This is a genomic window from Gluconacetobacter diazotrophicus PA1 5, assembly GCF_000021325.1.
GTDB lineage: Bacteria > Pseudomonadota > Alphaproteobacteria > Acetobacterales > Acetobacteraceae > Gluconacetobacter > Gluconacetobacter diazotrophicus.
Genome location: NC_011365.1, coordinates 1,560,108 through 1,584,095, shown reverse-complemented (window position 1 = coordinate 1,584,095; position 23,988 = coordinate 1,560,108). Strand labels below are relative to the sequence as shown.

Sequence of the window (23,988 nt, the reverse complement as noted above, 5' to 3'; positions counted from 1 at the left end):
TCGGGTCATGAAGATCAGAAACAGCCTGAAGTCGGCCAAGGTTCGTGACAAGGACTGCCGTGTGGTCCGTCGTCATGGCAAGGTCTATGTCATCAACAAGAAGAACCCGCGCATGAAGGCCCGCCAGGGCTGATTGTCCGGGCGGCCTTGGCCGTACGGTTCATCTTGTGTGATTCGCGCACCCGCGTTCGGGTCCGGCTGTCCGGTCCCGGATGCGGGTGTTTGCGCATGGGTGCCCTGATCGCGGCGCTATGGCTGGCTGTCGCGGCACCCGCGCGGGCGGCCCCTCCACCCACCGTGCCGTCCCCTCCGGCCGCGCCGCCTTCCTCCGCTCTCTCCGCCCGGCATGGTTCCAGCGCGGACGAACTGGCGCTGCTGACGGCGGAACTGGCGCGGGCCACGTCCCGCGGTACGGCCGCCGCGCTGGAAGTCGGTTTGGAACAGGCCCGGCTGCGCCCCCTGTCGCCCACCACCCGCCTGCTGCTGCGCCGTGCCCAGGGGCACCTGGCCGCCGGCAAGCCGGTCGATGCGGTCGAGGACCTGGACGATGCGCTGGTGCTTCAGCCGGATGCGGCCATCCTGTGGCGGGACCGCGCCCAGGCCCGGCTTGCGGCGCGCGACCTGGACGGCGCGGTGACCGACCTGGGCGTGGCGCTGCAGCATGACGACCATGACGCGGTCGCATGGCAGGTCCTCTCGACGGTCGAGGAACAGCGCGGCGACTGGCAGGCCGCCTACCGCGCCTGGCAGCACGTGATGGTCCTGGACCCGATGACCGAGGGCGGCCGCGCCCACGGCGAAAAGCTGCACCTGCGCGCCTACGGCCAGCCCACGTAAGGCGCGCGGACGCTTCAGGTCACCGTGAAGCTGGTGGTGTCCAGCAGGAAGCTGCCGTCATCCTCGAGTGCGAATCGCGCGGCGACGATTTCGGGTGCCGCGCGCTGAAGGGACCGGATCGCGTCGATTCGTTCGGTCGGCGTCCGGGCCCGGGCGACCCAGCTTGCGAATTCCATCCGCAGCCGGCGCGGCGTTACGCCCTGCAATGCGAATCCGGCGCGGCCGAAGGCGGCGGTCCATTCGGCGACGCTGTAATCGCGTGCGTGCGACACGTCGCGCAGCAGTTCCAGCGTCTGCAGCCAACTGTCGCACAGCGGGTCGGCCGGGGCCGTGACATCCACGACAATCGCAAGGCCATCGGGTTTCAGCACCCGGCGTGCCTCCCGCAGGCCGGCGTCGATGTCCCGCCAGTGATGGGCGGTGAAGCGGCACAGCACCGCGTCGAACGCGGCGTCGGTGAAGGGCAGGCTTTCGGCCGCTGCCCGCTGCGTGACGATATTGTCCAGGCCGCGTTCGATCGCGGTCCGGGCGACCGCGTCCAGCATGTCCGGCGTCACGTCGCAGGCCACGACCTGCCCGACATGGGGCGCCGCCCGATAGCTGACATGTCCGCCGCCGCAGCCCAGGTCCAGCACGCGCGCCAGCCCCCTGCCTGCCACGGCGCGTTCGATCTCATCCAGGTCCGCGCCGCCGGCATGAACCGTGCTCGACACGTAATCCGCCGCGCGCACGCCGTACTGCCGCGCGGTGAAGGCCCGGTATGCGGCGTCGTGTTCTTCAGTCATCGCTTGCTCTCCTCGCAGGCGCAGATTGCAATCGGGACCCGGCCCGATGATATCCCGAAGATACAGGGCCGTCCGTTGAAGCAGAGAGACGCTTGAACGGGACATCAAGCCGATCTTGCGCGCTCTGTACCGCGCAGGGGCTTCGCGATTTCGGATCGCGTGTGCCATGATCCTGTCATGACGAAACGTGTCGCCCGGGACATGACCACCCGCGGGCGCCGGGCGGATGCGCCGGTGCCCGATCGCGCCGCCCTGCGCGCGGTGGCGCTGGCGCATCTGGCGCGCTTCGGCACCACACGGGCCGGGCTGGCGCAGGTCCTGGATCGCTTCCTGCAACGCTGGGCCCGCCGTGCGGCCCAGGCCGGCACCCTGCCCGAGGAGATCGAGACCCAGATCACCCCCGTCCGCGCCCAGATCGACCAGGTGGTGCGCGACATGGCCGATCTGGGCGCGGTGGACGATGCCGCCTTCGCCGGCGCCCGCGCCCGGTCGCTGACCCGCGCGGGCCGGTCGCGCCGCGCGGTGCAGGCGCATCTGGCCGTAAGGGGGGTGGAAGAGGACACGCTCGGCTCCGTCCTGGACGAAACCCTGGGCGCGCGCGGCGGGCAGGGGCAGGATACCGAACTGGCGGCGGCGCTGGTGTTCGCGCGGCGCCGCCGCGCCGGCCCGTTCGCCCCCCCGTCCGATGCGGCGGAGGGGGAAGCGAACGGGGGGGCGGAGGACGACCGGGTCACCCGCCGCCGCCGGGTGCTGGAGGCCATGGCCCGCGCGGGCTTCGGCCGCGCCGTGGCCGAAGCGGCCCTGGACATGGACCCCGAGGAGGCCGAGGAGCGGGTCATCCGGATGAAATCGGCATGACGGGGCGTCCGGCGAGGCTTCCGATAAGGCTTCCCTTGCGCGCCCGCTGGCTGGCGCTGTGCTGCATGCTGCCGCTGGCGGATTGCGGCGGCGGCGCGGGCTGGAACGGCAGGGTGCAGTGCGCGCCCTATGCGCGGTCGGTCACCGGGCTGCGGCTCAGCGGGCCGGCGGCGGGGTGGTGGCGGCAATCGGCGGGCTATTATGCCCATTCCCGGGTGCCCGAACCCGGCGAGGTCCTGGTCTTCCGCTCGACCGGCCGGCTGCCGGACGGCCATGTCTCGGTGGTCCGCCAGGTGCGCGGCACGCGGGCGATCCTGGTCGACCAGGCGAACTGGGTGCCCGGACGGATCGAACACGATATTCCGATCGTCGATGTGTCCCGCGCCAACGACTGGTCGGCGGTCAGGGTCTGGTGGCAACCGGTCCACAGCATGGGCAGGACAATCTATCCGACCTATGGTTTCATTTCCCGCGACCTGCCGTTACGCCCGTCCCCCGATGCCTGACGATGGGGGCGAAGCGAGAAAACGGCGCTTGCATGACGAACGCCGTGGTTCCATGTGATGGGGACGGATCGGGCCGACCGGCACCGGCCCCGGGTGAAAGCAGCTTCGCGTCGCGGCGCGGAATCGAGGATGTGTTATGGGTAGCTTGAGCATCTGGCACTGGCTGATCGTCCTGGCGGTCGTGCTGGTCCTGTTTGGCGGCGGCGGAAAGATCAGCACGCTGATGGGCGACGTCGCGCGCGGGGTCAAATCGTTCAAGAAGAACATGGCCGATGACGAAACCATGGAAGGCAGCGCGGGCCCCGGCGGCCACATCGCCCCGCCCGGCCCCGCCGCCGGCACCGTGCAGCGTGATGCCAGCTTCTCGGGCACGGGGCGCCCGTCCGGCTCCTCCACGCCGTGAGGGCGGGCCCTGACGGGCCAGCGACCCCGGATCGACCCAGGATCGACATGGACACGATGATTTCGACCGACCCGTGGGCCGGCGCGGTGCAGGATATTATCGCGGCCGGCCGGCGGATGGACCGGTTCGGCTGGGTGCCGGCCACGGCCGGCAATATCAGCCGCCGCCTGCCGGACGGGCGGATCGCCATCACCCGATCGGGCGGCCACAAGGGCCACCTGACCGCGGACGGGGTGATCGAGGTCACGGCGGACGGGCGCGCGGTGCGCGTCGGCGACCGGCCCAGCGCCGAAACCCTGCTGCATTGCCAGGTCTATGAGGCGTCACCCGATGTGGGGGCCGTGCTGCACGGCCATTCCGTCGCCTCGACCGTGCTGTCGATGATGGAACAGGGCGATGCCATCCTGCTGTCGGGCTACGAGGTGCTGAAGGTGTTCGAGGGCCAGCAGACCCACGACACGACCGTGCGCCTGCCCGTCTTCGACAACGACCAGGACATCGCCCGCCTGTCCGGCGTCGTGGCGCCGTATCTGGGCCGGATGCCGGCGGGCTACGTCATTCGCGGCCACGGCGTGTATGTCTGGGGCGGGACGATGGACGTTGCCCTCGCCCGGCTCGAGGGCCTGGAATTCCTGCTGGCCTGCGAACTGGAAAGAAGGAAGGTCGCACGATGAGCCACCTGACCGTCTATCGCGACGACGACCCGGACGACATCGTCCTGCGGACCGACGACGCGGCCGTCATCGCCGACGCGTTGCGCGGCATCGGTGCGCGCTTCGAACGCTGGGACAGCCCCGTGGTGCCCCCGCTCGACGCCACGCCCGACGCGGTGCTGAACACCTACCGCCCCTATCTGGACGAGCTGATGGGTGAGACCGGGGCAGGGTCCGCCGACGTGGTGCGCATCAACGCCGCCACCCCCAACCTGACGGCCCTGCGCGACAAGTTCCTCTCCGAACATACGCATAGCGAGGACGAGGTCCGGTTCTTCGTCCATGGCAGCGGCAATTTCGTGCTGCATGTCGACGGCCGGGTCTATGACGTGTGCTGCACGGCCGGCGACCTGATCTCGGTCCCCCGGGGGACGCCCCACTGGTTCGATGCCGGGCTGTCTCCCGACGTGGTGGCGCTGCGCGTGTTCACCGACACGACCGGCTGGATCGCGGATTATACGGGCGACGACATCGCCCGGCGCTTTCCCGTTAGCTGAGGGGCTGGCGGATATGGTGGTGACGGCGTCCACGGACGCAATCGACTCGGTCCTGCTGGATATCGAAGGTACGACGATTCCCGTCGCCTTCGTGCACCAGGTGCTGTTTCCCTACGCCCGCGCGGCGATGCCCGGCCTGCTGGCCCAACGGGCGGACGATCCGGCGGTGCGCGCGGCCGTGGCCGATATCGCGGCGCTGGCCCCCGGCGTGCCCCCGCTGGACCAGTTGAACGCCTGGATGGACCGGGACGAGAAGATCGGGCCGCTCAAGGCCCTGCAGGGCCTGGCTTGGGAAGAGGGGTATCGCACCGGCGCCCTGCGCGCGACGCTCTACCCGGACGTGGTGCCGGCACTGCGGCGCTGGCGGGCAGCGGGGCTGCGGCTCGCGGTCTATTCCTCGGGCTCCGAGGCCGCGCAGCGCCTGATCTACGGCCACACCACCGACGGCGACGTCGCCGGACTGTTTAGTGGTTTTTATGACCTGCGCATCGGTGGCAAGCGCGCGGCCGGCAGCTATCGCGCCATCCTGGCTGAAACCGGCTGGGCCGCCGGGCGCACGCTGTTCCTGTCCGACATCACGGCCGAACTGGATGCGGCGGAGGAAGCCGGCCTGCGCACCTGCCAGCTCGTCCGGCCGGAAGACGGCACCGTGGCTGGCGACCGCCATCCCGTCGCCACGACGCTGGACGACGTGGCACGCCGCTTCGCCCTGCCGGTTGCCGCATGAGGGCGCACCTGCATACCGGCTGGCGCCATATCCCGGCCGAGGCGCGGGGCATGGCGGCGGCGCTGGGCAATTTCGACGGCGTGCATCTGGGCCATGCCCATCTGGTCCATCTGCTGCATGCGGCCCGGCCCGACCTGGGTCTGGCGGTGGTGACGTTCGAACCCCACCCGCGCGAACTGTTCCGCCCGCAGGACCCGCCCTTTCGCCTGACCCTGCCCGAGGAACGGCTGGCGGCGCTGTCCGCCCTGGGCGTGCGCCATGTGTTCCAGATCCCGTTCGACGCCGCCTTCAGCGCCATGAGCGCGGAACGCTTCGTGACCGACGTGCTGCACGAGGGGCTGGGCCTGCGCCATCTGGGCTGCGGCGCCGATTTCGTCTTCGGCCACCGGCGCGGCGGCAACGTCACCTTCCTGGCCGACCGGGCGGAGGAACTGGGCATCGGGCTGACCGCCGTTCCGCCTCTGACCGATGCCAGCGGTCCCTATTCCTCGACCCGCATCCGCCGTCTGCTGCAGGACGGCTATCCCGAACGCGCGGCCGAGGAACTGGGCCGCGCGTGGTCGATCCGCGGCGTGGTGCAGCACGGCGACAAGCGGGGGCGCCTGCTGGGCTTCCCCACCGCCAACGTGCCGCTGGGCCGGCACCTGGAACCGGCGCGGGGCGTGTATGCCGTGACCGTGCGCCTGGCTGACGGCCGCGCCTGGCCCGGCGTCGCCAATATCGGCCGCCGTCCGACCATCGATGACGGGCAGGAAAGCCGGCTGGAGGTCCATCTGCTGGATTTCGACGGCGACCTGTACGGCCAGACCCTGTCGGTGGGGCTGCACACCCTGCTGCGCGAGGAACGGCGCTTCGCCGGGCTGGACGCCCTGAAGGCCCAGATCGCCGAGGACGCCGCGACCGCGCGCGCGTACCTGGACACGCTTTCCCGCACCGGGACCTGAGGCTCCGAGGGCTGGCGGCTTGACCGGGGGGTGTCGGCCTCCGCATAAGGTTGGGCTTTCGCGGCTTCGCCGCTTCACGCTGTCAGCAGTCAGAAATTCAGGGTCATGACCGAGTCGAAGCCACAGGATCTCTATCGGGACACGGTATTCCTGCCGAAAACCAGCTTCCCCATGCGGGGCAGCCTGCCGAAGCGGGAGCCGGAGATTCTGGCGCACTGGGCCCGGACCGGCCTGGACGAGCGGCTGCACGCCCAGGCCGAAGGCCGCCCGTCCTTCATGCTGCATGACGGGCCGCCCTATGCGAACGGCAACCTGCATATCGGCCACGCGCTGAACAAGATCCTGAAGGACGTGATCAACCGCGCCCACCGCATGGCGGGCTTCGCGGTGCATTACCGCCCGGGCTGGGACTGCCACGGCCTGCCGATCGAATGGAAGATCGAGGAAGAATACCGCAAGACCGGGCGCGACAAGGATTCCGTGCCCGTCCTGCAGTTCCGCGCCGAATGCCGGGCCTATGCCCAGAAATGGCTGGACGTGCAGGCCGCCGAATTCCGCCGCCTGGGCGTCCAGGCGGAATGGGACCATCGCTACGCCACGATGGATTTTTCCTCGGAAGCCACGATCGTCGAGGAAATCGGCCGTTTCCTGCTGAACGGGCTGCTGTATCGCGGCCTGCGCCCGGTAATGTGGAGCCCGGTCGAGAAGACCGCCCTGGCCGAGGCCGAAATCGAATATCGCGACCATGAATCGACGACGATCCATGTCGCCTTTCCCTTTATCCACGACCCGACCCCGGGCCGCGCGCTGCAGGATGTCTCGGCCGTCATCTGGACGACCACGCCCTGGACCATCCCGGGCAACCGCGCCATCGCCTTCGGGCCGGAGATCACCTACGCGGTGCTGCGCGTCGACGGCGTGACCGACGAGGCCCCGCTGGAACCCGGCGCCCGCCTGCTGGTGGCCGAATCCCTGATCGCGCCGTTCTGCGCCGCCGCCGGGATCACCGAGCATTACGTGCTCTACACCCTGCCGGGCGAGGCCCTGGCCGACGCGGTCTGCGCCCATCCGCTGCGGGGCGAGGGCTATGATTTCGAGGTCCCGCTGCTGGGCGGCGACTTCGTCACCACCGATGCCGGCACCGGCCTGGTCCACATGGCCCCCGCCCATGGCGAGGACGATTTCGCCCTGACCGTCGCCAACGGGATCGAGGTCCCGGAAATCGTGCTGGATGACGGGCGCTATGCCGACTGGGTGCCGCTGTTCGCCGGCACGCATGTCTTCAAGGCCGCCGACCCGGTCTGTGCCGCGCTGTCGGCCGCGATGGAGCGCGCCAACCAGGACGGCACGGCGCCCGCCGGGCTGGTCGCGCGGTCCACGCTGGTCCATTCCTACCCGCATTCTTGGCGGTCGCGCGCCCCGGTGATCTATCGCGCGACGCCGCAATGGTTCATCCGCATGGATGGTGACGGGCACCTGCGCGCCCGCGCGCTGCGGGCGCTGGAGGACGTGACCTTCGTCCCCGCGCAGGCCCGCAACCGCCTGACCTCGATGGTCGCGGGCCGGCCGGACTGGTGCATCAGCCGCCAGCGCGCCTGGGGCGTGCCGATCGCGGTCTTCGTGGAAAAGCGTACCGGCGAGGTCCTGCGCGACCCGGCGGTGATGCAGCGCATCGTGGACGCCTTCCGCACCGAGGGCGCGGATGTCTGGTACAGCGCCCCCGCCGCCCGCTTCCTGGGCGAGGACCGCAACCCGGACGATTACGAACAGGTCTTCGACATCGTCGATGTCTGGTTCGAAAGCGGTTCGACCCACGCCTTCGTGCTGGGCCGCGACGGGCTGCCTTTCCCGGCGGACCTGTACCTGGAAGGATCGGACCAGCATCGCGGCTGGTTCCAGTCCTCGCTGCTGGAAAGCGTCGGCACGCGTGGGGTGGCGCCTTATCGCGCCCTGGTGACGAACGGCTTCGTGCTGGACGAGCAGGGGCGCAAGATGTCCAAGTCGCTGGGCAATGTCGTCGCCCCGCAGGACGTCAACGATTCACTGGGCGCCGACATCCTGCGCCTGTGGGTGATGAATTCCGACACCAACGACGATCTGCGGATCGGCGGCGAGATCCTGAAGCAGCAGGGCGAACTCTATCGCCGCCTGCGCAACACGCTGCGCTGGCTGCTGGGCGCGCTGGACGGCTTCACCGAGGCCGAACGCGTCCCCTACGAGCAGATGCCCGAACTGGAACAGTGGGTGCTGCACCGCCTGACCGAACTGGGCGGGCAGGTCGCCCACGCGGTGCGCAGCCACGAATGGGTCGGGCTTTATGGCGCGATCCACGGCTTCTGCGCGTCCGACCTGTCGGCGTTCTATTTCGACGTGCGCAAGGACGCGATCTATTGCGACGGTGCCGACAGCCTGCGCCGCCGCGCCGCGCGCACGGTGCTGGACCATCTGCATCGCTGCCTGTGCGCCTGGATGGCCCCGGTGCTGGTCTTCACGGCGGAAGAAGCCTGGACCGCCCGCTTCGGCGAGGCCGACAGCGTGCATCTGCAGGCCTTCCCGACCCTGCCCGAGGAATGGATCCGCCCCGACCTGGCCGACCGCTGGACCACGCTGCGCGCGGTGCGCCGCGTGGTGACGACGGAAATCGAGGCCGCGCGCCGCGACGGTGTCGTCGGCTCGTCCCTCCAGGCCGCGCTGGACCTGCCCCTGTCGGCGGAAGAGGCCGCGCGCTTCGCGGATATCGACTGGTGCGAACTGGCCATCGTGTCCCAGGCCTCGGTGACGGTGGAACCGGGCGCCGCGTCGATCTACCTGGCCGGCACGGACGGCGCCGAAGGCGCGGACAGCGGGGCGGGCGGCGGCGTGGGCATCCATGGCGCCCCGGTCATCTCGGCCGCCAGCGGCCATAAATGCGCCCGCTGCTGGAAGGTGCTGGACGAGGTCGGGACCCATGCGGCCCACCCCGAACTGTGCCTGCGCTGCGTCGAGGTCGTCGAATCCCGGCCCGACCGCGGGCCGGTCGCATGAGCGAGGCCGTCCTGCCCGCCATCCCGGGTCCGGCCCGGCTGTGCCGTGCCCTGGGTGCCGCCCTGTTCGTCGCGGTGCTGCTGCTGGACCAGGGCAGCAAATACTGGATCCTGCACGGGTTCGACCTGCCGGACCGGGGGTCGGTTCCGCTGCTGCCGGGCCTGAACTTCACCATGGTCTGGAACCGCGCCATCACCTTTGGAATGCTGGGCGGCATGGCCGGAATCGGCCGTGTGGTGTTTTCGGTCGTCTCGCTGCTGATCGTGCTGCTGCTGGGGGTGTGGGTGACGCGCACCACGCGCCCCTGGGTGGCCGGCGCGCTGGGCGCGATCATGGGCGGCGCGGTGGGCAACGTCATCGACCGGATGCACTATGGCGCGGTCGTCGATTTCATCCATGCCCATGCCTATGGCTGGTCCTGGCCGGTCTTCAACCTGGCCGACGCGGCCATCGATTGCGGCGTCGCGGTCCTGCTGTTCGACAGCCTGACCGACCGGCGTTCCCGCGCGCCCGGGGCCTGAGCGAACTCTTGCCCGAAACGTGCGGGAGCGGTATGAGGCGAAGCATGGCGCCCATGCTCTCCCGTCTCGTTCCGTTCACGCTCCTGCTGTCGGGCGGACTCCTCCTTTCCGGCTGCACGGGGGCGGACGTCAACCGGGCCTTCGGCCTGGAACGCGACCTGCCGGACGAATATACGGTGACGACGCGCGCGCCGCTGTCCATGCCGCCGACCCAGGAACTGGCGCCCCCGCACAGCGACGCCGCGCGCCCGCAGGACGAAAGCCCGCGGCTGCAGGCGCTGGAAACCCTGTCGCCCAACGTCGCGCTGCAAAGCGCCGACGGCGCCCCCAGCTCGGGCCAGGCCGCCCTGGTGGACGAGGCCGACGACGCCTCCACCGCATCCGACAAGGGCGAACTGGGCAAGGCCGGGCAGGGCTTCATCGACCAGTTGATGTTCTGGAACGGCGGCGGGGCGGGCAACGTGGTGGACGGCCAGGCCGAAAACCGTCGCCTGCGCCGGAATGCTGCCCTGGGCAACAGCCCGACGCAGGGCGCGACCCCCACGGTCCAGGGCAAGTCCTGATCCCTCTCCCGCGATCGGTTCTTCGGCGCGGTCGCGTTCTGCTCTAGCCTGACATGATGCGCGACTCGTCCAGCCCGCCCGCCCGTCCGGTCATCCGGCGCCTGTCGGAACAGGTCGTCAACCGCATCGCCGCCGGCGAGGTCATCGAACGGCCGGCCGCGGCGTTGAAGGAACTGGTCGAAAACGCCATCGATTCCGGGGCCCGGCGCATCGCCGTCCTGCTGGAGCGCGGCGGTATCGAGCGGATCGAGGTCGTCGATGACGGCTGCGGCATGACGCCGGACGACCTGCTGCTGGCGGTCGAGCGGCATTGCACCTCCAAATTGCGCGACGAGACGCTGGTGCGGATCGAAACGCTGGGCTTCCGGGGCGAGGCCCTGCCATCGATCGGCGCCGCCGCGCGGCTGACCGTCACGTCCCGCCCCCATGGGGCCGACAGCGCGTGGCGCGTGTCGGTGGAAGGCGGGCTGGTGGGCGCGCCCGCCCCCTGCGCCGGCCCCCCGGGCACCCGCGTGACGGTCGAGGACCTGTTCTTCGCCACCCCGGCCCGGCGCAAATTCCTCAAGAGCCCCCGGGTCGAGGCCGGCCATGCCGACATTACGGTGCGCCGCCTGGCCCTGTCGGTGCCGGACGTGGCGTTCCGCCTGCAACTGGACGACCGGGTGGTGTTCGACCTGCCGGCCCAGGACCTGGAATCCCGCGTCGCCGCAATTCTCGAATCCGAGGGCGCGGACGGCATGCTGCCGGTCGAAGGCCGGCGCGGCGACCTGGTGCTGGACGGCTTCGCCTGCGGCCCCTCGGTACACCGGGCCACGGCGTCGGGGCAGATCCTGCTGGTCAACGGCCGGCCGGTGGTCGACCCGGTGCTGCGCACGGCGGTGCGCGTGGCCTACCGGCATGTGATCGAACACGGCCGGCACGCGGTGGTCGCCCTGTCGCTGACCATCCCGCCCGACCTGGTTGACGTGAACGTCCATCCGGCGAAGACCGAACTGCGCTTCGCCGACCCCGCCGCCGTGCGTGGGCTGGTCATCGGCGCGCTGGGCCGTGCGCTGGGCAGCGGGGCCGGTGTCGCGGGGGTGCGGCCCGGCCTGCTGCAATCGCGGCCCGCCACGGCGTCGCGGATCTGGTATCCGTCCGCCGACGCGCCATCGGCCGGCCTGGCGCCGGCCGCGGCGCCCGCGCCCGCGATCTTCTCGGCCCCGGGCCGCGACTCGCTGGCCGGCACGCGCCTGGATTTGGGCGCCCCGGCCGCGCGGGTGCTGGACGACCCGCCCGCCGCCCCGCCGCCCGATGCCGGTGCGGCGGGCGGGGCAGGGGCCGGCGGCCCGGACGCCGCGCCCCCGGACGCTGCCATTCTGGCCGATGCGGCCGATTATCCGCTGGGGGCGTCGGTGGCGCAGGTCATGGGGACCTATATCGTCGCGGTGTCCGGCGACGGATCGCTGGTGCTGGTGGACCAGCACGCGGCGCACGAACGGCTGACCCATGAACGGCTGCGGGCGCGCTATCTGGACGGCACCCTGCGCGCCCAGCGCCTGCTGCTGCCGGAAGTCGTCACCCTGCCGCGCGGCCAGGCCGACCTGCTGCTGTCCTTCGCCGGCACGCTGGCGGCGCTGGGGGTGGAAATCGAACCGTTCGGCGGCGGCGCGGTACTGGTGCGCGCCCTGCCGGCCCTGCTGGGCACGGACGACCCCGCCGGCCTGCTGCGCGACATGGCCGACGAACTGGCCGAGGACGACCTGGCCGACCCGGGCGACACCGGCGCCCTGGACGGCAGGCTGGATGCCGTCATCGCCCGCATGGCCTGCCACGGCAGCGTCCGCGCCGGCCGCAGCCTGACCCGCGCGGAAATGGACGCGCTGCTGCGCGACATGGAACGGACCCCCCGCGCCGGCACCTGCTCGCACGGGCGGCCCACCTGGCTGAAGCTGAGCCGCACGGACCTGGAAAAACTCTTCGGCCGCAAATAGTCCCATGCAGCCAATGCAAGGGAAATCGTACGTCCTCGGCAGAACGTGAGCGGCGTGTGGGCTGGTCTCGCCGTCCGAACGGGGATAGGCTTCCGCCATCTTTCACGGACGATGAGACCGACGTGCATCCGATCCTGCTCCCCCTCGTCACGTACCTGCCCCTCGGCGGTGCGCTTGCCATCCTCCTGATGCGCGGCACGTCCGAGGCTGTCGAGGGCGCGTCGCGCTGGGTGGCGCTGTGGACCAGCCTGATCGTCTTCGGCCTGTCGGTGGTGATGTGGGGCGAATTCGATCCGTCCCTGCCGGGCTTCCAGTTCGTCCAGCAGGTCGGCTGGGCCTCGTCCTTCGGCATTTCGTACCATGCGGGCGTGGACGGGATCAGCCTGCTGTTCGTCCTGCTGTCCACCTTCCTGACCCCGCTGGCGGTCATTGGCGGGTGGAAGCTGGTGACGACCCGGGTGCGCGACTACATGCTGGCGGTGCTGCTGCTGGAAACCACGCTGGTCGGCCTGTTCTCGGCGCTGGACCTGGTGCTGTTCTACGTCTTCTACGAGGCGACGCTGATTCCGGGCAGCCTGATGATCGGCGTATGGGGCGGCCCGAAGCGCGTCTGGGCGTCGATCCAGTTCTTCCTGTTCACCTTCGGCGGCTCGCTGTTCATGCTGCTGGCGCTGCTGACGATGTGGAACATGACCGGCACGACCGATATTCCCACGCTGATGCAGGCAACGTTCCCGCGCGCCATGCAGTGCTGGCTGCTGCTGGGCTTCGTCCTGGCCTTCGGGGTGAAGCTGCCGCTGTTCCCGCTGCATGCCTGGCTGCCCGATGCCTATACCGAGGCCCCGACCCCGACCTCGGCCCTGCTGTCGGGCGTGCTGTCCAAGGCCGGCGCCTACGGGCTGCTGCGGTTCGGCGTCCTGATGTTCCCCGAGGCGGCTCGGCTGTTCGCCCCCTATATTCTGACGCTGGGCGTCATCGCGGTGATCTATGCCGCGATCATCGCCATGGCCCAGACCGACATGAAGCGGGTGATCGCCTATTCCTCGTTCTCGCACATGGGGGTGATCGCGGTCGGCCTGTTCACCCTGACACCCGAAGGGATCGACGGCGCGATCTTCACCATGCTGTCCCACGGCGTGATCATCACCGCGCTGTTCTTCTGCGTCGCCGCTGTCTCGTGGCGGGCGGAAACGCGGTCGATCGACGCGTTTTCCGGCGTGGCGCACAAGATGCCGGTGCTGGCGACGCTGGCGATGCTGTTCGTCATGGCCAATATCGGCCTGCCGGGCACCGGGTCCTTCGTCGGCGAACTGCTGGTGATGGTCGGCGCGATCCACGTCTCGTTCTGGGTGGCCTTCCTGGCCGGCAGCACCATGATTCTGGGCGCGGTCTACATGCTGGTGCTGTATCGCCGGGTCATGTTCGGCGCCGCCGGGCACGGGGTGGTGGCCATGCTGCGCGACCTGACCGGGCCGGAACTGGCGGTGCTGGTGCCCTGTGCCCTGGTCACGCTGTGGATGGGCATCCACCCGACCAGCTTCCTGCGGGTCTTCGACCCGGCGGTGGTCCATGCCGTCGCGGCGCCGGCCCAGGCCTCTGCCGCCGCGCCGATCCACCTCGCCGCACGCTGAACCGTCCCAATCCTGATCGCTCCGAAACGGGCAGGCACGCCGTGCCTGCCCGTTTTGCTGTGGCGAAGCCTATTGTCCGGCCGCCGCCCGTGCGGCATGACGGGGCCGACCAGAAATCAACCCATGTTTGTCAGCAGGCCCGATGATGTCCGAGCATACCCCCATTGGTCTCGATAACGGGACCGCACCCATTCGGGCGCTGACCCATTCGGGGAATTTCCACGCCGACGAGACGCTGGGATATGTCATCCTCCACTACGCGCTTGCGCCGCAGGGGGACCTGCGCGCCCGCGTGCTGGAGGCACAGCCCGGCGATCGGCTGATCTTCGCGCGCACGCGCGCGCCCGAGCGCATTCAGGCGTCCGACATCGTGTTCGACGTCGGCGGCCTGTACGCACCCGCCAAGGGGCGATACGACCATCACATGAAGGACAAGCCGTTGCGCGAGGACGGCACGCCTTACAGCGCGGCCGGGTTGCTGTGGAAGGATTACGGCGTCGCGGCGATTCGCAACATTCTCGAAACGCCCCTGGACGATTCCACCGTTGCCGCCATCTGGCAGGCCATCGACAAGTCGCTGATCCTGCCGATCGACCAGGACGACAATGGGGTCGCGAAGATGGGAAAGCTGTCCCTGGCGGATATCGTGTCGGCCTGCGGACCGGCCTGGGATACCGCCGAACTGTACGGGCCGGAGGAAGCCAGGGCGCGAGAGGCCAGGGGCTTTGCAAACGCCGCGGTCGCCGTGGCGTCGCATCTGGTCAATGTGGTCGATCGTGCGCGGGCCAGCCTGAAGGCCACGGACCGGGTGCTGACGGCCTATGACACGGCGGAGGACAAGCGCATTCTGGTCATGGAAACCGGAATGCCGACCGAAAAGGTGATTTTCGAGCACGATCTTCCGGTCGTCTACGTGGTCTCCCCGACCGGTACCGGCCAGTGGAACGTGAAGGCCGTCCCCCCGGTCCGGGGTGATTTCGGGCAGCGGGTGCCGCTGCCCGAAGCGTGGCGCGGCCTGGAGCGGGAGGCGCTGGCCGGCATCTCCGGCGTTCCCGATGCCGTGTTCGCCCACCCGGCGCGCTTCATCTGTGGTGCGGGAAGCCGGGACGGCGCGATCAGGATGGCGCGCCTGGCGCTGGAGATCGGCGCCGCCCCGCTTCCCGCGTGACCGGATCGTCCGGTTACGCCCCGAACGTGTTTTCGAAAATAATCTCGTCGGCCGGCAGGATGCCGCCCGTGGGATAGGGCTCGGACGCGGGCTTTCCCACGGCCACGAACATGACGATCTCGTGGTCCGCCGGCAGCTTGATCAGCTTGCCGACGGCCGCGAAATCGAAACCGTCCATCGGGCAGGTGGCGTAGCCCATGCTTTCGGCCAGCAGCATGATCGCACCTGCCGCCATGCCGCAGGACCGCATGCCCTCGTCACGCTGGACGTCTTCGCGTCCGCGATAATACTGGTCGATCGCCCCCACCATGAAATCGCGTACGGATGAATCCGCATTTTCCCAGTAGCGTGCGGGGTATTTTTCCCAGGCCTTGATATCGGCGCACAGGACCAGCAGGACCGACGCATCGGTCACCTGCGGCTGGTCCCACGCGACCTTGCGGATATCCTGGCGCAGTTTCGGATCGCTGACGGCCACGAAACGCCAGTTCTGGATGTTGAAGGCTGTCGGCATCCGGCGGGCGAGGCCGAGAATGGCATCAAGATCGCCGGCGGGCATGCGGTGGCCGGCATCGAAATTCTTGGTGGCCCGGCGTTTGAGAATGGCGCTGGCAACATCAAGGGTCATTACGGGGTTCTCCTTTGTTCCGTCAGTCATCATGGGCGGGGGGCAGGTGGGCGTCGAGCGTGAAGATGCTGACCGGCAGCCTGACACGCGACACGCCGTCGCGCTGGAACGTGGCGGTGCGATCAAGCTGGACCGCCGGTATCCATAGCGTTCCCTTGCGGTCGATCCACATCGCATCCGCCCAGACCAGGCGCGGATCGGCGATGAAAACCGACCCCTGGCCCTGCGGCGTGATCTTCAGGATGCGCAGCCGGTCCACATCGGACACATACAGGTTGCCATCCCCGTCGATGGCCGTGCCGCCGGTCGTCGGCGTATTATAAAATGGCGTGACGCGGGCATTGAGCTGCGCATCCGTCAGGCCGGGATTCTCCAGGTCCGCCATAGGGATTTTCGACATCGGACCGGAACTGGGCTGAAAATACAGGGTGCCGCCATCGGGCGAAACCTCCAGCTGGTCCGCGTGGACGCGGGCTTCCCGGTTGCCGGTCATCATCACGCGGCCTTCGGCCCGCATCGGGCGTTCGTCCGTCGTGCTGGCCTGGTGCGACAGGACGCGGCGCTGGCGGCCGGTGCGCAGGTCGACCAGGATCAGCGCCGGGTCCCCGGCGTCGGTCAGGATCAGCGTGTCGCCATGGAACCGCAGATCGTCCACATAGCTGTGTGGCGTCGTGCCCTGCCGCAGGGTGATCACATGGACCGGCCGGCCCGTCGCGATGTCGAACGCGACAAGCTTGGCCGGCGCGCCGTCGGGCGGATTGGGCTTCCCCCCGACATTCGCTTCGCCGGAATCCACGATCCACAGCAATCCGTCCGGCCCCATGCGCAGCGCGTTGACGCGCACGAAGCTGTGCGCCGCGTCATGGGAATGGGTCCAGTCGTTCCACGCGGCATCGGGGAACGGACGCACGGACCCATCCGGCATCTTCTCGGCCACCGTCGGGCCGTCGCCGCCGCCGCCCCAATAGGGAAAGGACAGGAACACGCGCCCGGTGTCGGAAAGCGTGACCGCATTCATGATCCGCCCGGACGCATAGGCCGTCCGCAGGGCCGAACCCGGATAGGATGCGGCCCGCGCACCCGGTGCCATCAGGGCCAGGGCGGCCCCCGCCAGGGCAGGGAGGAAAACGCGAAGTGAGACAGGCATGTCTGGCTCCTCTTCTAGCGCGTCATGGCCTTGAATGTCCGGGTCTGTTCGACCAGTGCCGTTTCGGCGGGCAGGCGTTCCATGCTGGATGCACCGTAGAAGCCGTGGCAGTCCGGGCAGGCGTCCAGCACCTTCTGCGCATCGGCCGGCATCGCGATCGGGCCGCCATGACACAGCACGATCACGTCGTCGCGCACGGTTTTCGCGGCGTCCGTGATCTCGTTGATCAGCTTTATGGAATCCTCGAGCGTGAAGGCCGTCTCGGCCCCGATGCTGCCGCCCGTCGTCAGCCCCATATGGGCGACCAGGATATCGGCCCCGGCCCCGGCCATGTCCTTCGCCTGCGCCACGTCGAAGACATAGGGCGTCGTCAGCATGTCCTTCCTGCGCGCGCGGGCGACGACATCGACCTCCAGGCTGTAGCTCATGCCGGTTTCTTCCAGGTTCTTGCGGAAGTTTCCGTCGATCAGGCCGACCGTGGGAAAATTCTGGATACCCGAAAACCCGACGCGGCTTATGTCGTCCAGGAACACGTCGAAATCCACGAACGGATCGGTGCCGTTTACCCCGGCCAGGACCGGCGTGTTCGGGACGACGGGCAGGACCTCGCGTGCCATGTCCATGACGATCTGGTTGGCGTTGCCATAGGCCAGGACGCCGGCCAGCGATCCGCGCCCGGCCATGCGGTAACGGCCGGAATTGTAGATGACGATCAGGTCGATGCCGCCGGCCGCCTCGCACTTGGCGGACAGGCCGGTCCCCGCGCCGCCGCCGATGATCGGCTTGCGGTCGTCGATCATCCTGTGCAGGCGGGCAAGGATGGTGCTGCGTTCAATGCGGGGCATAGGGATGACTCTCCTCGAAAAGGGTGCGGAATTCCGTGACCATGGCCTGGGCGAAGGCCGGGTCGTTCAGGGCAAGCGGCAGGCTGATGAAACGCCGCCGATCGGTCTGTTCCAGCGTGGACGCCAGCGCGTCGCGGAAGGCCGCGTCCGCCGCCGGATCGTGAAAGGGCTGACCAGGACGATCGAGCTGGGAAAAGCCCTTTTCCGGATAATAGAAGCGCACGGGCCCGTGGCAGCGGTTGAGGCGCGCGCCGATCAGGCGTCCCATCTGCCCGCATTCCTCGGCCGTCGTGCGCATCAGCGTGATGAACGGATTATGCTGCACGAAAACCCGGTCGCGATACCGGTCCGGCACCGTATCCCGGGCGCCGAAATTGACCATGTCCAGCCCGCCGCAGCTTCCGACATAGGGCACACCGGTCGCGGCGACGGCATCCAGGCGCCCGGCCTCGCAGGGGAAGATGCCGCCCGCGACGAAATCGCAGAACTCGGTGGTGGTGATGTCGAGCACGCCGCCGATCATGCCCTGGCGCACAAGCCGTTCCATCGACCGCCCGCCGGTTCCGGTGGCGTGGAAGACAAGACATTCGAAATCCCCTGTCAGGATATGCATCGCCTCCGTAACGCAGGGTGTGGTGACGCCGAACATGGTGATGCCCACCGCCGGACGCGTGCCGGCATCATGCGGCGCGGGGTGCAGCACCATGCCCGCCATGGCGTTGGCGGCGTTGGCCAGGATGGTGCGCGAAATACGGTTCAGCCCCTGAAGGTCGACGACCGAATAGACCATGGACAGATCGGATTCGCCCACATAGGGCGCCACGTTTCCCGATGCGACGGTGGAAACCAGGATCTTGGGCAGGCCGATCGGCAGGTCCTGCAGGGCCGGCGCGACAAGGGCCGTGCCGCCGGAGCCGCCGATCGCGATCACGCCGGCCAGGTCGGCGCGGCCCGGCAGGAAACGCCGCAGCGCCTCGGACATCGCCGCGATGGCGCGCCCGCGCTCGCCGCAGAAGACCGCGGCAGCGCCATCGGGGTGGCAGGCCGCCACCTGTCGCGCGGTGATGTCGGCGGCGCACGGGTCCTCGCGGGTGCCGACATCCACGATATGGCTGCCGACGCCCCGTCCGGTCAGGACCGATCGCAGATAGTCCAGTTCCGCGAACTTGGTATCCGCCGTTCCCAGAAGATAGACGGACGGGATCATGATCTCCCCCATTCTCAGGCCAGGGCCGGCACGTCCTGCAGCAGGGTGACGCTCAGCGGGCCGGCCTTGCCCTGGTCGAACATCGCCTTCATCGCCAGGAAATGGGGCTGCCTTTCATGGTCCTCGATCGCGGCAAGGCTTTTCCATTGTTCCACGAAGACCAGATGCAGCGGATCATGGATGTCCCGGCGGCAGGTATAGGACAGATTGGCGGCTTCCTGCCGTGACGCCCTGATGCAGGCGGCGATCGCAGCCAGGACCTCCTCCGCGTGCTCGTCCTGGATATGGAACGTCGCGACGATCGTCACGGGGCCTTGCGGATCATCGGGCATGGCGGGTCTCCGACCGTGTGTGCGAACGGCGCAACCCTAACCGCGGGGGACACTTTCAGGATATCGCTATAGTGTCACGTGACACTTTTGCCTGTGACAGGTCACAGGCCTGCCGGACGCGCCGCAGGGCTTCGGGAAGGGTACGAAACGTGACGCTTCCCAGGGCAAGCCGGACGCCCGTCCCGCCGCCTGCCGTGCGTGCGGCCGCATCGCCGCTGCTGAACGTATGCGGGCCGGGCAGGGAAACGCCCAGCATCCGCGCGCGCCCGACCATCTCTTCCGCCTGGGCGGCCGGCATCGGCAGCCAGGCATGAAAGGCGTGATAGGTGGGGGCGGCCATCCACTCCCCCAGGATGGAAACCGCCAGGTCCTGACGGCGAATCGCCTCGGCGTGCAGGGATGTGCGGACGCTCTCGGCCGTGCCGTCCTGCATCCATTGCGCCATCATCGCGTAGGACAGGGGGGCGATCATCAGCGAGGACGCCAGAAGCGCGGGCAGGCACGCCCCGGCGTGGCGGGGCGGGGGAATCAGCACGCCGATACGCAGTCCCGGACTGAGGATCTTCGACAGGCTGCTGACGTGAAAGGTCCGCTCCGGCGCCAGGTCAAGCAGCGACGGCCGCGCGGGATCGCGCTCGCGGACATACACGCCGTCCTCGATCACCAGCGCATCCGCCCGCCGGCAGAGGCGCGCGATGTCCTGCCGCCGCGCCGTCTCCATGGTCGCGGATGTCGGATTCTGCATGGTGGGCGTCAGGTAGACGACGGCGCGCTGGTGCCGCCGGCGGGTCAGCACGGCCTCGAGCGACGCGGGAAGCATGCCCTGGGCGTCCATGGCCACGGATTCGATCTCCAGGCCGGCCTGGCGCATCACGCCCAGCATGCCGGGATAGGTCTGCGCCTCGGTCACGGCATAGCCGACATGGGGCCGCGCGACGGTCAGGGCCACGTTCAGTGCCTGCTGCGCCCCGCTGGTCAGCAGCAGCCGTTCGGGCTCGGCCTCGGTTCCCAGCGCCGCCAGCCAGCGCGCCATGATGCGGCGGTGTTCCAGATGCCCGGCGACGGGCGGATAGATGTTGAACAATCTGGGGTCGATGGTGCGGGCCAGCCGGTTGAGCGTGCGGGCCAGCGCCCTGTCGCTGAACATGGGCGGCGGCATGTTGGTCGCCAGGTCGATCTGGTCGCTGGCCTGGTCCGGGCGCGCGGCGACGAAGGTGCCCCGGCCATGGACGCTCCGGACCAGTCCGCGCCGTTCCAGGATGGCATAGGCCCGCGTGACCGACCCGACGCCGATTCCCAGCCGCCAGGCCAGGTCGCGATGCGCCGGCAGCCGGTCATCGACCTTCAGGCTGCCCGACAGGATATCGCCGCCAAGCGCCTCGGCCAGTCGTTCGGCCGGTGATTGCGCGCCCTCGGCCAGGTGGGGCGTCCAGGGCGAATGGTGGCGCATCGTCTACCCGTCCAGCAGGCCGCGCGCCGCCGCCGCGACCACGTCGCGGGTCAGCGCGTCCAGCAGCCGCGTGCCGATGCGCGCATGCTGCCAGTAGAGCGGCACGTCCAGGTATCGTCCCGCCGCCAGGCCGACCAGGCGGCCGGCGGCCAGGTGCTCCGCCACCATCGGAAGCGGGTTCACGCACCAGCCCAGGCCGGCCAGCGCCGCATCGACGAACCCGTGGGCCGAGGGAATCCAGTGGGTCGGCGCGTCCGGGGCGGTTCCCAGCGCCGCGCGGGCCCATCGTTCGTGCAGGTGGTCCCGGCGATCGAACCGCAGGACCGGGGCGCGGGCCAGCGCCGCCGCATCCACGCCGCCCGCGAACCACGCCGCCATGAAGGACGGGGACGCCGCCGCCGCGTAGCGCAGGGCACCCAGCGGCACCGTCCGGCATCCCTGGACGGGGGTGCGGTCGGTAGTGACGGCGGCCAGGACATCGCCCGATCGCAGCCGTTCGGCGGTATGGTCCTCGCCCGCGATGACCAGGTCGACCAGCCGGTCGCCCCGGCCGGCGAAGGACGCGACGGCGGGGATGAACCAGGTGGCCAGGCTGTCGGCATTGACCGCGACGCGGATGGTCGGCGGCCCGGCCTCGGCCCCCTGGCCCGCCAGGGCCGGCAGCGCGGATGCCATCTCGCCTTCCAGCAGGCGCACCCGGTCCACATGCGCGCACAGGCGCGCGCCGATCGCGGTCGGGGTGCAGGGCTGGCCCCGTACGATCAGGATCGCGCCCAGCCGGTCCTCCAGCGCCCGCACGCGCTGCGACACGGCGGACGGCGTCACCCCCAGCGCGCTGGCCGCGCGCTCGAAACTGCCCTCGCGCGCGACCGAGGCCACGGCCGACAGCGCGGCATAGTCCAGCATGGATCTAGATCCTCCCGATCGCGGACGGGGCGGCATGACGCGCCTCGGCCAGCGCATGCAGCGCGGCGGTGATGTCCCGCACCGGCCCGGACCAGTCGCCGGGCTGGCTCTGGCGGAAGACGTGCAGGCTGTCGTACCAGGGGGAATCCGTCCGGCCGGACAGCCAGCGCCAGCACTGGTCGAAGCGGGACAGCATCCAGGCGGGCTTGCCCAATCCGGCGGCGAGATGGACCGTGGACGTATCGACGGCGATCACCAGGTCCAGGTTGGCGACCAGGGCGGCCGTGTCGCTGAACTCATGAAGCAGGCCGGTATGGTCGATCAGGACCATGCCGGGCGGCGGCGTGCGCGCCTGGTCGGCCCGGTTCCCGATCTGCAGGCTGTAGAACACGAAATCGGCCGATACGGCGGCAAACGGTGCGAAGGTCGCAAGGTCCGTCGAACGGCGTTTGTCGATCTGCTCGTATTCCCGCACCCCGCGATGCGGGGCACCCGCCCAGACCAGCCCGATCCGCACCGGGCGGGTCGGTCCGGCCGGGGCGGGACCCTCCGCGCCAAGCCGTGCCGCCCAGTGCCGCACCTTGCGCGGGTCGGCGCGCAGGAAGCCCGACGCGGCGGGAATGTCGGCCATTGCGATACCCAGCGCATGGGGCAGGCTCAGCACCGAACAGTGCAGGTCGTGACGCGGCGCGGGTTCGTCGTGGGGGACGAAGGTCAGGCCGGGAAATGAATCCCGCAGCAGCGACAGCAGTTCCCTGCGCACGCCGGTCACGACCCGGCCGCCCCGGCGGGCGGCGAGCGGGATGAAACGGGAAAACTGGATCATGTCCCCGAAGCCGCCTTCGGTATGGATCAGCAGGGTTTTTCCGTCGAACGGCTCGCCCTGCCATTGCGGCGTGGCCGGGCGGTGCGCGCGCATGTCCAGCGTGGTCCAGCGCCATTCATATTCCCTGAAGCCTTCGGGGTATTTCCCCTGTGCCAGAAGGGATATGGCATAGTTGCTGTGGCGCCTCGCATCGTCCGGCAGCAGCCGGATCGCTTCGCGGTGAAAGATCTGGGCCATGTCGTGGCGGCCCAGCCTGTCCAGTGCGACGCCCAAATTGCTGAAGGCGACCGGCAGGACCGGCTTGCGCTCCAGGCCGCTTTGCAGGACGGCGACCGCGTTCTGATATTGCTGCATGTAGATCAGGGCACAGCCGAGATTTCCCCACCCTTCGGGCAGGTCCGGTGCCAGCCGGATCGCATGGATGAGAATGTCGTGGGCCCTCTGGTACTGGCCCAGCGAGCAGAGCAGGCTGCCGTAATTGATCAGCAGGCGCGCATCGTCGGGACGTTTCGCCAGGTCGCGCAGATAGGCCTGTTCCGATTCCTCCAATCGTCCCGCCTGCTGCAGGACGTCGCCTTCTTCCCCGGACGCGCACAATGACAGGGGCAGGATGGACGGCCTGTTCCGATGCATGACGTCGCCCCCGCCGGTGATGAACCCAGGGGCGGGAGCCTACGCGGCGGCCGTCGTGTTTTGAAGGGTCCTCCGGTTTTTAATTTAGATCTCCTTAATCGGGGATAGAAACTTAAGCTGGTCTGTGCTCCCTCCGCCCGGCATGGAAGCGCCATGTTTTTCGCTTCCAGCTTTGCCAGCGGCTTCGGCCTGGCCGCCGCCCTGATCGTCGCCGTCGGTGCCCAGAATATCTTCGTCCTGCGCCAGGGGCTGCGCCAACGGCACGTCGCGCCCGTGGTGGCGTTCTGCGCCCTGTCCGACCTGCTGCTGGTCTCGGCCGGGGTGGCGGGCATCGGCATGCTGCTGCACACGCTGCCGGGGCTGGTCCGGCAACTGACCTGGGGGATGTCCCTGGGCGGCGCGGTGTTCCTGTCCTGGTACGGGATCAGCGCGGCGCGTCGCGCGCTGGCACCCGGCGCGCTGGTGACCGGCGGCGCGGAAGGGCCGGATACGCTGGCCGGGACGATGGGCCGGGCGGCGGCGTTCACCTACCTCAACCCGCATGTCTATCTGGATACGGTGCTGCTGATGGGGGCGGTCGGCGGGGCCCTGCCCGGCGGGGCGCGGCCGCTGTTCGTCGCCGGGGCCGCCACGGCCAGCGCGCTGTGGTTCGTGGTGCTGGGCTACGGCGCGCGGCTGCTGGGGCCGGTCTTCGCCCGTCCCGCCGCCTGGCGGGTGCTGGACAGCATGGTGGCGGCGGTGATGATGGTCATGGCCGTCGTGCTCGCCGCCCGCAGCGTCGGTCCGTAAACGCGCGCTGGTGGCGATCCGGCGCGCGTTTCCGGACCTACACCGGTGCTGATGGCGGAAGGCATCTGGGCCATT

25 protein-coding genes are annotated in these 23,988 nt (G+C 69.5%); 16 read left to right on the top strand and 9 right to left on the bottom strand.

Annotation, left to right across the window (positions count from 1 at the left end):
• The first annotated feature begins 7 nt into the window (after positions 1-7).
• Positions 8-133: a type B 50S ribosomal protein L36 gene (gene ykgO, locus GDIA_RS07095; RefSeq protein WP_012223099.1), complete on the top strand. Its 126-nt coding sequence runs from the start codon at positions 8-10 to the stop codon at positions 131-133.
• Positions 134-228: 95 nt separating this feature from the next.
• Positions 229-837, top strand: coding sequence for a tetratricopeptide repeat protein (locus GDIA_RS07090; RefSeq protein ID WP_012553772.1), 609 nt, complete (start codon positions 229-231; stop codon positions 835-837).
• A 14-nt stretch (positions 838-851) separates the two neighbouring features.
• Here GDIA_RS07090 and GDIA_RS07085 read toward each other — a convergent pair whose 3' ends face one another.
• Entirely contained in the window at positions 852-1,622 is a 771-nt protein-coding gene (locus GDIA_RS07085; protein ID WP_012553771.1) for a class I SAM-dependent methyltransferase, read from the bottom strand.
• Positions 1,623-1,799: 177 nt separating this feature from the next.
• On the opposite strand from GDIA_RS07085, the gene GDIA_RS07080 reads away from it, so the two are divergent.
• From GDIA_RS07080 to GDIA_RS07020, 13 genes are all read left to right on the top strand, one after another.
• Positions 1,800-2,480, top strand: a complete 681-nt coding sequence (locus GDIA_RS07080) for a RecX family transcriptional regulator (RefSeq protein WP_012553770.1) — start codon at positions 1,800-1,802, stop codon at positions 2,478-2,480.
• Positions 2,477-2,986 carry a CHAP domain-containing protein gene (locus GDIA_RS07075; RefSeq protein ID WP_012553769.1) on the top strand — a complete coding sequence of 170 codons (510 nt, stop codon included), beginning with the start codon at positions 2,477-2,479 and terminating at the stop codon, positions 2,984-2,986. The genes GDIA_RS07080 and GDIA_RS07075 overlap by 4 nt, the downstream gene beginning before the upstream one ends.
• Before the next feature lie 136 nt (positions 2,987-3,122).
• A complete protein-coding gene (locus GDIA_RS07070; RefSeq protein ID WP_012553768.1) occupies positions 3,123-3,389 on the top strand; it encodes a twin-arginine translocase TatA/TatE family subunit in 267 nt (88 codons plus the stop codon).
• Positions 3,390-3,436: 47 nt separating this feature from the next.
• Positions 3,437-4,063 carry a methylthioribulose 1-phosphate dehydratase gene (locus GDIA_RS07065; protein WP_012553767.1) on the top strand — a complete coding sequence of 209 codons (627 nt, stop codon included), beginning with the start codon at positions 3,437-3,439 and terminating at the stop codon, positions 4,061-4,063.
• On the top strand, positions 4,060-4,599 hold the full coding sequence (locus GDIA_RS07060; protein ID WP_012223108.1) for a 1,2-dihydroxy-3-keto-5-methylthiopentene dioxygenase: 540 nt from the start codon (positions 4,060-4,062) through the stop codon (positions 4,597-4,599). The genes GDIA_RS07065 and GDIA_RS07060 overlap by 4 nt, the downstream gene beginning before the upstream one ends.
• Before the next feature lie 13 nt (positions 4,600-4,612).
• Positions 4,613-5,326: an acireductone synthase gene (mtnC, locus tag GDIA_RS07055; RefSeq protein ID WP_012223109.1), complete on the top strand. Its 714-nt coding sequence runs from the start codon at positions 4,613-4,615 to the stop codon at positions 5,324-5,326.
• Positions 5,323-6,270 (top strand): bifunctional riboflavin kinase/FAD synthetase, encoded by a 948-nt coding sequence (locus GDIA_RS07050; protein ID WP_012223110.1) that lies wholly within the window; start codon positions 5,323-5,325, stop codon positions 6,268-6,270. Before mtnC ends, GDIA_RS07050 begins: the two co-directional genes overlap by 4 nt.
• A 105-nt stretch (positions 6,271-6,375) precedes the next feature.
• On the top strand, positions 6,376-9,294 hold the full coding sequence (ileS, locus tag GDIA_RS07045; RefSeq protein ID WP_012553766.1) for an isoleucine--tRNA ligase: 2,919 nt from the start codon (positions 6,376-6,378) through the stop codon (positions 9,292-9,294).
• The gene (lspA, locus tag GDIA_RS07040; protein ID WP_012553765.1) at positions 9,291-9,815 is read left to right on the top strand and encodes a signal peptidase II; all 525 of its coding nucleotides are present in this window, start codon (positions 9,291-9,293) and stop codon (positions 9,813-9,815) included. Before ileS ends, lspA begins: the two co-directional genes overlap by 4 nt.
• Before the next feature lie 44 nt (positions 9,816-9,859).
• Positions 9,860-10,378 carry a DUF3035 domain-containing protein gene (locus tag GDIA_RS07035; protein WP_012553764.1) on the top strand — a complete coding sequence of 173 codons (519 nt, stop codon included), beginning with the start codon at positions 9,860-9,862 and terminating at the stop codon, positions 10,376-10,378.
• Positions 10,379-10,431: 53 nt separating this feature from the next.
• Positions 10,432-12,351, top strand: coding sequence for a DNA mismatch repair endonuclease MutL (gene mutL / locus GDIA_RS07030; RefSeq protein ID WP_012553763.1), 1,920 nt, complete (start codon positions 10,432-10,434; stop codon positions 12,349-12,351).
• Positions 12,352-12,473: 122 nt separating this feature from the next.
• Positions 12,474-13,982 carry a complex I subunit 4 family protein gene (locus tag GDIA_RS07025; protein ID WP_012553762.1) on the top strand — a complete coding sequence of 503 codons (1,509 nt, stop codon included), beginning with the start codon at positions 12,474-12,476 and terminating at the stop codon, positions 13,980-13,982.
• A 145-nt stretch (positions 13,983-14,127) separates the two neighbouring features.
• On the top strand, positions 14,128-15,150 hold the full coding sequence (locus GDIA_RS07020; RefSeq protein WP_043459233.1) for an MYG1 family protein: 1,023 nt from the start codon (positions 14,128-14,130) through the stop codon (positions 15,148-15,150).
• 13 nt (positions 15,151-15,163) lie between these two features.
• On the opposite strand, the gene GDIA_RS07015 is transcribed toward GDIA_RS07020, so the two are convergent.
• From GDIA_RS07015 to GDIA_RS06980, 8 genes are read right to left on the bottom strand one after another with little or no spacing between them, the layout of a single operon-like run.
• A complete protein-coding gene (locus tag GDIA_RS07015; protein ID WP_012553760.1) occupies positions 15,164-15,778 on the bottom strand; it encodes a nitroreductase family protein in 615 nt (204 codons plus the stop codon).
• 22 nt (positions 15,779-15,800) lie between these two features.
• Positions 15,801-16,925, bottom strand: a complete 1,125-nt coding sequence (locus GDIA_RS07010) for an L-dopachrome tautomerase-related protein (protein WP_012553759.1) — start codon at positions 16,923-16,925, stop codon at positions 15,801-15,803.
• 14 nt (positions 16,926-16,939) lie between these two features.
• A complete protein-coding gene (locus tag GDIA_RS07005; protein WP_012553758.1) occupies positions 16,940-17,770 on the bottom strand; it encodes a phosphoenolpyruvate hydrolase family protein in 831 nt (276 codons plus the stop codon).
• Positions 17,757-18,977 carry a Tm-1-like ATP-binding domain-containing protein gene (locus GDIA_RS07000; RefSeq protein WP_012553757.1) on the bottom strand — a complete coding sequence of 407 codons (1,221 nt, stop codon included), beginning with the start codon at positions 18,975-18,977 and terminating at the stop codon, positions 17,757-17,759. Before GDIA_RS07000 ends, GDIA_RS07005 begins: the two co-directional genes overlap by 14 nt.
• 14 nt (positions 18,978-18,991) lie before the next feature.
• Entirely contained in the window at positions 18,992-19,309 is a 318-nt protein-coding gene (locus GDIA_RS06995) for a putative quinol monooxygenase (protein WP_012223131.1), read from the bottom strand.
• A gap of 55 nt (positions 19,310-19,364) precedes the next feature.
• Positions 19,365-20,759: an aminotransferase-like domain-containing protein gene (locus tag GDIA_RS06990; RefSeq protein ID WP_012223133.1), complete on the bottom strand. Its 1,395-nt coding sequence runs from the start codon at positions 20,757-20,759 to the stop codon at positions 19,365-19,367.
• Between the two features lie 3 nt (positions 20,760-20,762).
• A complete protein-coding gene (locus GDIA_RS06985; protein ID WP_012223135.1) occupies positions 20,763-21,665 on the bottom strand; it encodes a LysR family transcriptional regulator ArgP in 903 nt (300 codons plus the stop codon).
• Positions 21,666-21,669: 4 nt separating this feature from the next.
• The gene (locus tag GDIA_RS06980) at positions 21,670-23,124 is read right to left on the bottom strand and encodes a tetratricopeptide repeat protein (RefSeq protein ID WP_012223142.1); all 1,455 of its coding nucleotides are present in this window, start codon (positions 23,122-23,124) and stop codon (positions 21,670-21,672) included.
• Positions 23,125-23,277: 153 nt separating this feature from the next.
• Between GDIA_RS06980 and GDIA_RS06975 the strand changes: the two genes are divergently transcribed.
• On the top strand, positions 23,278-23,913 hold the full coding sequence (locus GDIA_RS06975) for a LysE/ArgO family amino acid transporter (RefSeq protein WP_012553756.1): 636 nt from the start codon (positions 23,278-23,280) through the stop codon (positions 23,911-23,913).
• Positions 23,914-23,988: the final 75 nt, after the last annotated feature.